Origin of the sequence: Myxococcus sp. RHSTA-1-4, from assembly GCF_020037125.1 — a bacterium.
GTDB lineage: Bacteria > Myxococcota > Myxococcia > Myxococcales > Myxococcaceae > Myxococcus.
Genome location: NZ_JAIQDG010000025.1, coordinates 82,909 through 95,857, shown reverse-complemented (window position 1 = coordinate 95,857; position 12,949 = coordinate 82,909). Strand labels below are relative to the sequence as shown.

6 protein-coding genes are annotated in these 12,949 nt (G+C 71.7%); 3 read left to right on the top strand and 3 right to left on the bottom strand.

Translation table 11 applies throughout. The features are described 5' to 3' along the window. The first annotated feature begins 1 nt into the window (after window position 1). Window positions 2-1,696 carry a S53 family peptidase gene (locus K8638_RS29700; protein WP_223758040.1) on the top strand — a complete coding sequence of 565 codons (1,695 nt, stop codon included), beginning with the start codon at window positions 2-4 and terminating at the stop codon, window positions 1,694-1,696. Between the two features lies 1 nt (window position 1,697). Here K8638_RS29700 and K8638_RS29695 read toward each other — a convergent pair whose 3' ends face one another. The 3 genes from K8638_RS29695 to K8638_RS29685 form a co-directional block, all read right to left on the bottom strand. Beyond that, window positions 1,698-3,470, bottom strand: a complete 1,773-nt coding sequence (locus K8638_RS29695; protein ID WP_223758039.1) for an ATP-binding protein — start codon at window positions 3,468-3,470, stop codon at window positions 1,698-1,700. A gap of 134 nt (window positions 3,471-3,604) precedes the next feature. After that, a complete protein-coding gene (locus K8638_RS29690) occupies window positions 3,605-4,282 on the bottom strand; it encodes a heparin lyase I family protein (protein ID WP_223758092.1) in 678 nt (225 codons plus the stop codon). Window positions 4,283-4,752: 470 nt separating this feature from the next. Further along, the gene (locus tag K8638_RS29685) at window positions 4,753-5,397 is read right to left on the bottom strand and encodes a DsbA family protein (protein WP_223758038.1); all 645 of its coding nucleotides are present in this window, start codon (window positions 5,395-5,397) and stop codon (window positions 4,753-4,755) included. A gap of 477 nt (window positions 5,398-5,874) precedes the next feature. On the opposite strand from K8638_RS29685, the gene K8638_RS29680 reads away from it, so the two are divergent. Together K8638_RS29680 and K8638_RS29675 are read left to right on the top strand one after the other, a co-directional pair. Continuing rightward, entirely contained in the window at window positions 5,875-12,114 is a 6,240-nt protein-coding gene (locus K8638_RS29680; protein WP_223758037.1) for a type I polyketide synthase, read from the top strand. Then, on the top strand, window positions 12,111-12,935 hold the full coding sequence (locus tag K8638_RS29675) for an alpha/beta fold hydrolase (RefSeq protein WP_223758036.1): 825 nt from the start codon (window positions 12,111-12,113) through the stop codon (window positions 12,933-12,935). The genes K8638_RS29680 and K8638_RS29675 overlap by 4 nt, the downstream gene beginning before the upstream one ends. Window positions 12,936-12,949: the final 14 nt, after the last annotated feature.

The window sequence follows — 12,949 nt, the reverse complement described above, 5'->3', positions numbered from 1 at the left end:
GGTGAGCGCTCCGGAGGCGGAGGACACCGGCCCCATCACCGTCACCCTGGCGCTGCGGCGGCAGCGCCGCGTCCCCTCCGCGGAGGCCATGGCGAAGCTGCCGCCCGCCCGCCGCAAGTACCTGGGCGCGGAGGAATTGAAGGACTTCGGGGCCTCGAAGGAGGACCTCGAGGCGGTGGAGGCCTTCGTCGCCGAGAGGGGGCTGGACATCGAGCGGGTGTACCCGGCCGCGGCGATGGTGGTGGTGAGCGGGACGCCGGAGGCGGTGGCCAAGGCGTTCCTTCCCCCGGGCGGCGCCAGCGACCTCGTCGAGGCTTCCGTACCTCCCGCGCTGGCCGGGAAGGTGCGCTGGATTTTCGGACTGGACGACCGGGAGCTGTCCCGTTCCCCGGCCTTCATGCGCAGCGGCAGGGAGCCCCTGCCGAAGCTGATTGCGAAGCAGCCCCATCTGAAGGAGATGCTGGTGCCCCGGGGGCACCTCGCGCCCGATGTCGCGCGCTTCTATGGCTACCCGGAGCTGTCCGGCGAGGGGCAGTGCGTGGGGCTCCTCCAACTGGGCGGAGGCGCCGTCGAGAAGGACCTGCAGCAGTACTTCCAGGCCCTGGACCTTCCGTATCCGGAGCTTGTCTTCATCGGGGAGAACAAGCGGGGCCGGGGCCGCTTCAACGTGGAGGTGACGTTCGACATCTCCCTGGTGGGCGCGGTGTGCCCCCGCGCGAGAATCGCCGTCTACAACTCGCATGACGTCAGCGTGAACGGCATCCTCACCGCGCTGTGCATGGCCATCTTCGACGAGGTGAACAAGCCCTCGGTGCTGTCGATGAGCTGGTCCTTCCCGGAAATCGAGGGCCAGGGGCCCACGCAGCTCGAGGCCGACATCCTCGACGAGCTGCTCGTGCTGGCGGCGTGGAAGGGCATCTCCGTGTGCATGTCGAGCGGTGACAGCGGGGCGCTCACGCCCATCACCTCCTCCGATGGCAGGTCCACGGCGGTGCCGGCGGCCAACTTCCCCGCCAGCAGCCCGTACGCCCTGGCCTGTGGAGGGACGACGCTGCTGGCGAAGGACGGGGCCATTCATTCAGAGACGGTCTGGAACTCGCTGACCCGGCCCATGCTGTTCCTGAACTGGCCGAAGGCGCAGAACGCCTTCCCGTACCCGATGGCGACCGGCGGCGGAATCAGCCGCCTCTACGAGCGCCCGGCCTATCAGGACGCGGCGGAGGTCCCTCCGGTGGTGGACTGCTACTGGTTCATCGGGGACCTCCAGCGGGTGGACACGTTCCATGGGCGGGGCACGCCGGACGTGGCGGCCAGCGCGGACTGGATGACAGGCTATGAGTTCATCTTCCAGCGGCGGTGGAACACGATGGGCGGCACCAGCGCGGCGGCCCCCATGTGGGCGGCGTTGCTGACGCTGATGAACGAGGGGCTGGAGGCCAACCACGGGCCGGGGACTCGCGTGGGGTGGCTCAACCCGCACCTGTACCGGCTCTGCCTGGAGGAGGGCGCGAAGGTGTGCCGGCCCATCTCCCAGGGAAACAATGGTGGCTATCAGGCCAAACCGGAGCGGCGGTGGAATCCGTGCACCGGGCTGGGGTCTCCGGACGGGAAGAAGCTGGCCGCGGCGCTGGGGGCCTGGCCGGTGAAGCCCCGGCAGGCGCGCGCGGTGGCGGGGCGCCGAGGAGGCCGCAAGTAGCTCAGCGCTGTCCGGCCCGCGCCCGCTTGGGCAGGGTGATGATGAACTCCGCGAACTCACCCGGGGTCGACTCCATCCGGAGCGTCCCCTGGTGGCCCTGCACCACGATTTCGTGGCTGAGCGACAGCCCCAGCCCCGTGCCCTGTCCCGGGGGCTTGGTGGTGAAGAACGGCTCGAAAATCTTCTCCGCCAGCTCCCTGGGAATCCCCGGCCCGTTGTCGCGGATGCGCACCTCGGCCTGGGCCCCCCGGCTCAGGGTCCGGATTCGCAGCGTCGGCGTGTACGCGGGGCCGGCCTGCTGGCGCTTCTGCCGCATGGCATAGAGGGCGTTGTCCACCACGTTGATGAACACCCGCGAGAGGTCCGCGGCCACCATCTCCACGCGCCCCAGGTCCGCGTCGTATTCCGCCTCCACCACTACCTCGAGCGGCGGGCCTCGCACGCCGCCCTGCCCGAGCCCGACGCTCTCCGCCACGAGCGCATTCAGGTCCCGCTCCTCCCGGACGCCCGCGGGCCTGCGGGCATGCAGCAGCATGCCGTGGATGAGCGAGTCGGCCCGCTGGCCGTGCTCGTAGATTTTCGTCGTGCTCTCCCGGAGGCTGGAGAGCGCGTCGTCCACGTCCTCCGCCGTCCCGGTGGGCAGCGCCGCCCGCTGGCCGTCCAGCAGCTCCGACAGCTCTCCCACCCGCGCGGACGACAGCCGGGCGAAGTTGTTGATGAAGTTGAGGGGGTTGCGCAGCTCGTGCGCCAGCCCGCCCACCAGCGCCGCCAGCGAGGCCAGCTTGGCGTCCATGATGAGCTGCATCCGCTCCACCGTCTCCCGTTCGATGCGCCGGTAGAGGGCCGCGTTCTCCAGGGCGAGCGCCGCCTGGCTGGCGAAGGCCACCAGGAACTCGAGGTCCTCCTCCGAGTAGCGGTTGGGGAGCGAGAGGTTGTCGACGTACAGCACGCCGATGATGTCGTCCTTGGGCTTGAGCGGGACGCACATGGAGGCGCGAATCCTGTGGATGATGACGGATTGCGCGTCGTCGAGGCGCGGGTCCTGTGTCGCGTCCGAGAAGAGCGCCGCCACGCTCTGGCGCATGACGTACTCGACGATGTTCTGGCTGTAGATCTGCCCGTGGACGGGGGTGCCCTGCGCCGTCTTGACGACGCGGGGCTCGAGCTCCCCCGTGGCCTCGTTGACGAGCAGGACGGCGCCGCGGTCCACGTGGAGAATCTGGAAGGCCAGGTCGAGAATCCTGCTCAGCACCTCGTCGATGTTGTCGGAGGCGGAGAACAGCTTGGCCACCTCGAGGAGGATGCGCAGCTTGTCGCGCGTGCGCGTCGCGGCGGCATCCGACGCGCTCGGATGTCCTTCCCCGGAAGGCGCGTCCCGCACCAGCTCCTGCAAGGGCACGCGGGTAACGGCGCGGACCACCTGGGGACGTAGCGCGGACAGCGGGCCCGTGCCGTCCGCGCTGGCGTCCGCGGCGAGGACGGACGGGCTCTTGTCCATGAAGAGGAAGTGGAGGTCGCCCAGCCGGAGCGTGTCCCCGAAGCGGAGTTCCTGGCGGCGGACCTGCGTGCCGTTGACGAAGGTGCCGTTCTTGCTCTGCAGGTCCACGACGAAGAAGCGGCCGTCGGTGCACTCGATGAGCGCGTGCTGGCGCGACAGGCTGGGGTGGGGGATGCAGATGGGCTGGGAGTCGGCCCTGCCGATGGTGACGGGCTCGGTCCCGAAGGGGAACACCACCTCGTTGGGCTGACCCAGGTTGTAGACGAGCATCGGCATGATGGACCCACCGCTTCATGAAGGCAGTGGGTCAGGCTCAATGACGGCTGGGACGCTGTCAACTCCCCAACCTGGGAACTGGAGGATGGAGTGGGGCGAGGGCCGGGCATGCTCCATGGTCCTCGCCCGCTCCGCTACGGATTGGCCAGGACCGCGGCCAGGCTGTCGCCTTCCACCATTCCGCAGTGCGCGACGTAGCTGTGGCGCTGACCGTAGTACTTCTGGCTCCGGTAGAGCCCGTGCTTCAGGTAGGGCCCCGTCGTCTTATCGTTCGGGTTCGTGGAGGCGGTCGTCTTCAGATTCCAGGTTTGTACCGCCTGGGGAGGAATCGCCCACCCGGTGCTGTACCAGAGCCCGACCTCACCTTGGCTGGAGCTGTTCGAGTACACCACGGACACCACGAAGTTGTGCCATTCGTTGTATGTGAATGGCGCCTTCCAAACGCCAATGGGGTACGGCGTCCCGGGCATGCTCAGCTCGAGCCCGATGTACGGCGCGTTGCTCGACTTCTCCCGCTTGGCGCTGAACGCGATGGGGGGGCTCCCCGTGTTGCTCGCCTGGTGCCATTGCGTGAAGACCTGCCAGATGCCTTGGGTGCCCGGTCCAATGGGAAAGGCGCTGTTGAACTCGGATTCACCCAGGGGGAACAGCGTGCTCCAGCGGTAGAAGTACTTCGCGCCGCCAGGGGTCCCATTTACCGGGTAGTGGACGAGCTCGGTCCGGCTCACGCCGTTGCATGGCCTCACCGCGAGGTCGAACCTGTAGGGCTCGGCAAAGGGATTGGAGCCCGGGTCGATGGGCCGGACGAGCATCACCTGCTGAGCCACCTGGGGGTTGTGGGAGATCGTTCTGCCCGTCTGGTTGTCCTGCACCTGGGTCGTGTACCAGCGGCTGAGGTCCGGGACATCGAAACCCCGCCAGAGGACCCCTGCGGCTCTCAGCCCAACGGCGTACGTGTCTGGTCTGCCCGGAGTCGTTCCAGGTCTGATCTCTGGCATCGTTCCCTCTCTGTTCGCTTTCCAGCGACAGGGTGAGAAGCCGGCGCGGGAGATGCACCCCACTGGCCGTGAAGCGACGCCTGCACTGATTGTGCTGGGGCAGTGCTTGAGGCCGCTGACCTGTCGGCCTGTCGTCCCGGGTCGCCGCGGAAGGCGGGAACGTCAGGCCAGGTCGGCGTCCTGCCGAGTCATCGCCGCGCCGCACGACATCTGGATGGGCGACCAGGGGTTCGTCCAGCCTGTGGGGTGCTGTCGTGGAGGAACGGCGGGAGGAGCTTCGCGGGTCAGGGCGCCGCGGCCTGCGAGGCCTCCGGGCGCACGCGGGCAATGGCCCTGTGAACCATCTCCCCCGGCTGGGCGCCGCTCAACTGCACCACGTGGCCGCCCGCGCCCACGATGCGCAGGGTGGGCACGCCGCGGATGCCCAGCCGCTGCGCGGCCTCCTGGTCGAACACGACGCGGCCGGTGTAGCTCCCGCTCTTGAGCGCCCGGGTGAGCGCCTCGCGGTCCAACCCGCTCGCCTCGGCGATGTCACCCAGGACGGCCAGGTCTCCGATGTCCCGTCCCTCCTCGAAGAAGGCGCGGAAGACGCCCTGGTGGAAGGCGGGGAAGGCGCCGGCGTCCTTGGCGAACTCGGCCGCCTCCAGAGCAAGTCGGCTGCGCGGCTGCACGGGCGGCAGGCGGAGCGTCATGCCCCGCTGCTCGGCCATCGGGTAGACGGCCCGCGCCCAGGTGGTCCGCAGGTACTCCCCGGCCGGGTCGAGCGTGGGCACCGGCGCCGGGCGCAGCTCGTACGCGCGCCAGTGGACCTCCAGCTCCGGGCCGAGCTCCGACTGGAGGCGCTCGAGGACGGGCAGCTCCAGGTAACAGAAGGGGCAGACGTAGTCGCTCCAGACGTCGATGCGGACAGGGGCGCCTGAGGTGGACATGAGGGACGCTCCTCGGCTGCCCGGATGGATGGAGGTGCCGGGCCAAGGCTCAAGTTGCGCATCCACGCGGCTCCCTGCCCGCTTGCGCCGGCCCGCCCGTCCTCCCGCCGTGCGACGTCGCGGGCATGGAGGGCGAGAGCGCCCCCACGTACAGCATCCCGTGGAAGCCGTCGGAGAGCCTGGAGAGCATGAGGTGAGGCCTCGCTCCTGGTGGCCCCTTGGCGAAACGACGCCGGAAATGAGATGACGCTTGGGGCAGGATGCGAGCGTCGGCCCACGGCTCGTGCGGAGAGAAGGGCCCGGATTCCCCAAGAAAACCGACGTTGTTCGTCTTGTCCTAAACCGCCTGGGGGGCGCGGACGAACAGTCACACCAGGAGCAGGCAGGGGGCCCGGCGCCCGCTGCTGGGGCGTAAGCGACCCTCCGGGTGTGGTGGAATGAATTTCCCCAAAGGCGCTAGGCTGAAGAGTTTCTGTCATGACGGAAGACGCTGAGGGGCTTTCGGATTCTCCGGACATCGCGGTGGTGGGGATGGCCGCGCGACTGCCCGGGGCGCGGGACGTGGACACCTTCTGGCGCCGTGTTCGCGACGGCGTGGGGTCGGTCACCTGGTTCACCGATGCGCAGCTGCTGGGCGCGGGGGTGGACCCGGCCCTGCTGAGAGACCCCAACTACGTGAAGGCGGGGATGGTGTTCGAAGGGCTGGAGGACTTCGACGCGGGCTTCTTCGGCTTCAGCCCCCGCGAGGCGTCCATCATGGACCCCCAGCACCGGCACTTCCTGGAGGTGTGCTGGGAGGCGCTGGAGCACTGCGGCCACCCGCCCGAGTCCTTCAAGGGGCCCATCGGCGTGTTCGGTGGCTCCGGCATGAACGCGTACATGCCGTACAACCTCTTCACCAACCCGCAGCTCATGGAGCAGGTGGGCCTGTTCCTCGTCCGCCACACGGGCAACGACAAGGACTTCCTCACCACGCGCGTCTCGTACTGCCTGGACCTGCGCGGCCCCAGCCTCAACGTGCAGACGGCGTGCTCCACGTCGCTGGTGGCCATCCACGCGGCCGTGCAGAGCCTGCTCTCGCGGGAGTGTGACCTGGCGCTCGCGGGCGGCGTCACACTGGAGATGCCGCACTACCGGGGCTACCTGTACCAGGAGGGGGAAATCCTCTCCCCGGACGGGCACTGCCGCGCGTTCGACCACCGCTCGCAGGGGACGCTCTTCGGCAGCGGCGTGGGCGTGGTGGCGCTGCGCCGGCTGGAGGACGCGCTGGCCGACGGCGACACCATCTACGCGGTGGTGAAGGGCAGCGCGGTGAACAACGACGGCGCGCGCAAGGTGGGCTACCTGGCGCCGTCCGTCGACGGCCAGGCGGATGCCGTGGTGGAGGCGCTCAACGTCTCCGGCGTCACCGCGGACAGCATCGACTACATCGAGTGCCACGGCACCGGCACGCCGGTGGGCGACCCGATTGAAATCACGGCGCTCACCCAGGCCTTCCGCACCCAGACGCAGAAGAGCGGGTACTGCCGCATCGGCTCGGTGAAGACCAACATCGGCCACCTGGACACCGCCGCCGGCGTGGCGAGCTTCATCAAGGTCGTCCAGATGCTGCGCCACCGGCAGATGGCGCCGAGCCTCAACTACGAGAAGCCCAACCCGCAAATCGACTTCGCCCGCACGCCCTTCGTGGTGAACGCCTCGCTGCGCGACTGGCCGGCGAAGGCCGGGCGTCCCCGCCGCGCGTCGGTGAACTCGCTGGGCGTGGGCGGCACCAACGCGCACGTCATCCTGGAGGAGGCCCCGGCCCAGCCGCCGACCTCCGCGCCGCGTCCCTTCGAGACGCTCTGGCTGTCGGCCCGCACCCCCGCCGCGCTCGAGCGGGCCTGCCGCCGGCTGGCGCAGCGGCTGGGCGAGGAGAACGCCCCCAACCTGGGCGACGTGTCCTTCACCCTGCTGGCCGGCCGCCGCCGCTTCTCGCACCGGCGCGCGGTGGTGGCGTCCTCGCGCGAGGAGGCCGTCCGCCTGCTGGAGACGCCCGACGCGAGCCGCACCGCCCAGGCGAAGACGGAGGCGGAGAACCGCTCCGTGGTCTTCCTCTTCCCCGGCGGCGGCGCGCAGTACCCGGGCATGGCGAAGGGCCTCTACGAGCAGGAGCCGGTGTTCCGCCGCGCGCTCGACGAGTGCCTCACGCTGCTGGAGCAGCACGAGTCCCTGAAGCTGCGCCCGCTGTTGTTCCCCGAGGCCGGCAAGGAGGCCGAGGCTCGCGCGCAGTTGGAGCAGGCCACGTACGCGCTGCCGGCGCTGCTGTCCGTGGAGCTGTCGCTGGCCGCGCTGTGGAAATCGCGCGGCCTGTCTCCCGTGGCCTGCATGGGCCACAGCATGGGCGAGTACGCCTGCGCCCAGATTCTGGGCGTGCTGTCGGTGAAGGACGCGCTCGGCATCGTCGCCTGCCGCGGCCGGCTGTTCGACCAGCTCCCCCCGGGCGCCATGCTGAGCGTGGAGCTGCCGGAGGCGGAGCTGAAGCCGCTGCTGGGGCCCGGGCTGGACCTGGGCGCGCACAACGCGCCCGGCCTGTGCCTCGTCTCCGGCGAGGTGGCCGCCATCGACGCGCTGGAGGCGCAGCTCAAGGCGCGCGAGGTGGAGGCCCGGCGCCTGCACATCCGCGTCGCCGCGCACTCGCGCATGCTGGAGCCCATCCTCGGCGCGTTCCGCGAGTACCTCTCCAAGGTGCGCTTCTCGCCGCCCACCGGTCCGTGGGTCTCCAACGTCACGGGCACGTGGATTACGCCCGAGGAGGCCACGTCGCCCGACTACTGGGTGCGCCACCTGCGTCAGCCGGTGCGCTTCGCCGAGGGCGCGGGCGTGCTCCTGGCGGACAAGGCCCGCGTGTACCTGGAGGTCGGCCCCGGCCAGACGCTCATCTCGCTGCTGCGCGCCCAGGACGAGAAGCCCCAGGCCGAGCAGCTCGTGCCGTCCCTGCGGCACCCCAATGACACCGTCCCCGACCTCGCGTTCTTCCAGCTCGCGCTGGGGCGCCTGTGGGCGGCGGGGGTGGACCTCGACGCCGCGGTGCTCTTCCAGGGACAGAAGCGGCGCCGCGTCGCGCTGCCCACGTACGCCTTCGAGCGGGAGCGCCACTGGGTGGAGCCGGGCGCGGGCAGCTTCATGGCCCGCCGCGAGGGAGAGCGTCCGCTGGTCCGCGAGGAGGACGTGACGCGCTGGGGCTACGCGCCCCACTTCCGCGAGCAGCCGGGCCCGCAGCCGGAAGGAGTGCCCGCGAACGAGCGCTGGCTGCTGGCCGCGCCGGAGGAGCCGCTCGCGGAGGAGCTGGCCCGTGAGCTGGTGGCCCGCGGCGCCCGGGTGCTGCGCGTGGTGCCGGGGGACGCCTTCGGGCGCCGGCCGGACGGTGCCTTCACCGTGCGCCCCGACGCGCGCGAGGACTGGGAGGCACTCTGGGACGCACAGGGCTCGGAGGGCCGCGTGCCCTCGCGCCTCGTGGACCTGGCTGCCGCGGATACCTCCGAGGGGGGCTGGGAGCGCGCGGTGTCGCGCCACTTCCTGGCGCCGCTCGCGCTGCTCCAGTCGCTGACGGCCGAGTCCCTGCCCAGGGGGCTGCGCTACGTCCGGGTGATGCGCGGAGGGCTCGCCGCGGGCGGTGCCGCGCGGAGTCCGGAGCAGGCGCTCGCGCTGGGGCCGGTGCTGGTGGGCCCGAAGGAATTGCCCGAGCTGTCGGCGCGCGTGGTGGACCTGGAGCCCGGCGCCGCCCCGGCGACGCAGGCCCGTGAGCTGGCGGACGAGCTGCTGCGTCCGGACGTGGAGGCGCCGGTGGCGCTGCGCGGTGGCCGCCGCCACGTGCAGGTGCTGGAGCGCGCCGCCCTCCAGGAGGGCCCGTCGGCGCTCCGCGAGCAGGGCGTCTACCTCATCACCGGCGGCCTCGGCGGCATTGGCCGGACGCTGGCGGAGCTGTTCGCGCGCAAGGCGAAGGCGCGCCTCGCGCTGGTGTCGCGGTCGGCGGCCAGCGCCTCGCACGCGGAGCTCCAGCGCACGCTGGAGGGGCTCGGGGCGCAGGTGCTGCTGCTCAAGGCGGACACGTCCGACGCGGGGCAGCTCGAGGCGGCCATCGCCGAGGTGAAGGCCCGCTTCGGGGCGCTGCACGGCGTGGTGCACGCGGCGGGCGCGCTGGAGGACGGGCCGCTGGAGGCCAAGACGCGGGACTCGGTGCTGCGCGTGCTGGCGCCCAAGGCGCTCGGCGCGCTCGCGCTGGAGGAGGCGCTGCGAGGGACGCAGCTCGACTTCTTCGTCAGCTTCTCCTCGACGAGTGCGTACCTCGGGCCCCCGGGGCAGGTGGACTACGTCGCGGCCAACGCGTTCCTGCTGGCGCAGGCGCAGCGGCTGGAGTCCTCGGGCACGGCGAAGCGCGCGCTCGCGCTGGGGTGGGGCGTCTGGCAGGAGGTCGGCATGGCGGCGGCGCAGGTGGCGCCGCGGCTGCCCCCGGGCGAGCCGGTGAGCCACCCGCTCCTGCAGCGGCGCGTGGACGCGCCCGAGGGCCAGTTCGTCTTCCGCGCCATCTACGACGCGAAGGCCCTGTGGGTGCTGGACGAGCACCGCATGCGCGGCGGCGGGCCCGTCCTTCCCGGCACGGGCTACGTGGAACTGGCCCGGGCGGCCTGGGCGACGGCGCGGCCCGGCGTCCCCCTGGATTTGTCGAACCTGTCGTTCGTGGCGCCGCTGGAGGTGCCGGACGGCGAGGTGCGCGAGGTGGAGGTGTCGCTGACGCCGGACGGTGACGGCTTCACCTTCCGCGTGGCGAGCCGGGCGGCGGGAAGCGCCTGGGCGGACCACGCCACCGCGCGCCTGGGCTCCGTGGCGGGCGGGCCTCCCGCGCCGCTGGACGTGGCGGCGGCGCGCTCGCGCTGCGCGGACCGGCCGCTCACCTTCGGCGAGGGGGAGCAGGCGCTGCCGCAGGACGCCCTCATCGCCTTCGGGCCGCGCTGGAAGGTGCTGCGCTCCGCGGGCTTCGGCGCGTCCGAGGCGCTCGGCCGGTTCGAGCTGCCGGGCGCGTTCCGCGAGGACCTGTCGACGTACGGGCTGCCGCCGGGGCTGCTGGACATCGCGTCCGGCTTCGCCTTCTCGCTGCTGCCGGACGCGGGCCAGCCGGGCAAGCTGCACGTGCCCGTCTCCTACCGGCACCTGCGGGTGTGGGGCCCCTGGCCCGAGGCCGCCCTGAGCCACGTGCGCGTGCGCCAGGAGGAGGGCCGCGGGGCGCTGCTCGATGTCACCCTCTGTGACACCGACGGCCGCGTCTTCTGCGCCATCGAGGGCTACCTCGTGGCCGCCGTCGAGGCGAAGCGGTTCGGCCGCTCGCCCCAGAAGAAGGGCTCGCTGCTGGAGTCGTGGCTGCCGCTGGGCATCAAGCCCGCGGAGGGCCAGGAGGCCTTCCTGCGCGCGCTGGCCCTCTCCGGTACCCACGCGCTCTTCGTCAGCTCCATGGACCTGCACGGGCTGGCGACGCGCATGCGCCCGAAGCAGGAGGAGAAGCCCGCGGCCTCCGCGCCCGTGCAGCAGCAGGGCACGGCCACGGGACAGACGGCGGCGGATGCTCCGCGCGATGACGTGGAGCGCAAGCTGGCCGAGCTGTGGCAGCAGCTCCTCGGCGTCCCGAGGGTGGGGCTCAAGGACAACTTCTTCGACCTCGGCGGGCACTCGCTCGTCGCGGTGCGCCTGTTCGCGCGCATCAAGAAGATGCTGGGGGCGGACCTGACGCTGGCCACCCTCTTCGAGGCGCCCACGCTGGAGCAGTGCGCCGCGCTGGTCCGCGAGGCCGCCGGCATCCCCTTCACCCCGGACGCCGCTCCGGGCGAGGCGGCGCCGGCGCCCACCGCGACTCCCAGCGGGAAGCCGCAGGCGAAGGAGTGGTCGCCGGTCGTCACCATCCAGAAGGGCGGCAACGCCATTCCCTTCTTCTGCGTGCACGGCGCGGGCGGCAACGTCCTCAACTTCCGCGACCTGGCGGGGACACTCGGCAAGGACCAGCCCTTCTATGGCCTCCAGGCCCGAGGGGTGGACGGCAAGCTGCCGCCCGCGGAGAGCATCGAGGAGATGGCGTCCATCTACCTGGAGGGCATCCGTCAGGTGCGGCCGCACGGGCCCTACCTGCTCGGCGGCTACTCCGGCGGCGGCGTGGTGGCCTACGAGATGGCGCAGCGCCTGCGGGAGATGGGCGAGCCGGTGAACCTGGTCGCCTTCCTCGACACCTTCCACCCGAGCACCCGGGAGCGGCGGCTGAGCCTCGACGAGCGGCTGAAGGGGCTGCGCGAGCAGGGCCCGGCCTACGTGACGAACCGGCTGCGCCAGAAGGTGGAGCGCGACGGCAACCGGCTGGTGAACCGGCTGAAGCTGAAGTGGTACGAGCAGCGCGGAGAGGCGCTGCCCATCGAGCTGCGCGACCTGCTGCTCACCGAGCGCTTCGCGGAGCTGGCGGGCCGCTACAGCCCGAGTCCCTACCCGGGGCCGGTGACGCTGTTCCGCGCGCAGGAGGTCAACCCCATCTACTCGCACATGGGCACCAGCCTGGGCTGGGAGCCGCTCGTGCCGGCGCTGCGCATCCGAGAGGTGCCGGGTGACCACGACAGCCTCGTGCGCGAGCCCAACGTCCACATCCTGGGGAGGCTGCTGCGCGCCGCCCTGGACGAAGCACAGCAGGCGGGCGGCAAGTGAGCCGTGCGCGCTGGTTCGTCGTCGCGGCGCTCCTCGTGGGCGCCCTGGGAGTCCTCTCCGTGAAGCTCGGGTGGCCAGACCGGCGGGAGCCCGCGCCGGGACCGTTCGTGTATGACGGCGCACCGCTCCCTCCTGGAGCCGAGGCCCGGCTGACGGCGGGCGGCTGGACGCTGAGCGACGTCGCGGGCCCGTTCCGGCAGCGGGCGCTGGCGCGGCCTCCCAGCGGGGGAGAGACGCGCTGGGTGGTCTTCTTCGGCGGCAACGGCCCGGGGTATCTCGACGAGGCGCGAGGCGTCCTGGAGTCCCTGGACGCGGGGCGGGGCCTCGGGCTGGCCGCGGTGGCGCCGCCGGGCTTCGACGGCTCGGAGGGGGCGCCGTCGCCGGAGGCCCTCCGTGCCGCGAGCGAGGCCGCGGTGCGCTGGCTCGTCACCACGCACCAGCCGTCCGCGCTGTACCTGGTGGGCTTCTCCATGGGGAGCCACGCGGCGCTCGCGGCGGCGCACGCGCTCGCGCACGACGGGAAGCCGGCGCGGAGCCTGGTCCTCATGGCCCCGTTCACCCGGATGGACGTGACGGACAAGGGGCTCTGGGGCCGGCTGCGGCTTCCGGACCGCTACGACAACCTGCCGCTCGCCATCTCCGGCCTGCCGCCCGCTCGCGTGCTGCACGGACTGGCGGACCCCGCGTTACCCCCTGCCCACGGCGAGGAGGTGGCCCGCAGACTGGGCGCGTCCTTCCAGTCGTTCCCGGGGGTGGGGCACTCGGAACTGCTGAAGCACCCAGCCGCTCTCGCCGAGGCGCGGGCGGGCCTGGAACCATGAATTTTTCGCAATCG

What these genes read in the sequence shown, in the direction of transcription:
- K8638_RS29695 (WP_223758039.1), bottom strand. Translation starts at nt 3,470, where the DNA reads ATGCCGATGCTCGTCTACAACCTGGGTCAGCCCAACGAGGTGGTGTTC.
- K8638_RS29690 (WP_223758092.1), bottom strand. Translation starts at nt 4,282, where the DNA reads ATGCTCGTCCGGCCCATCGACCCGGGCTCCAATCCCTTTGCCGAGCCC.
- K8638_RS29685 (WP_223758038.1), bottom strand. Translation starts at nt 5,397, where the DNA reads ATGTCCACCTCAGGCGCCCCTGTCCGCATCGACGTCTGGAGCGACTAC.
- K8638_RS29680 (WP_223758037.1), top strand. Translation starts at nt 5,875, where the DNA reads ATGACGGAAGACGCTGAGGGGCTTTCGGATTCTCCGGACATCGCGGTG.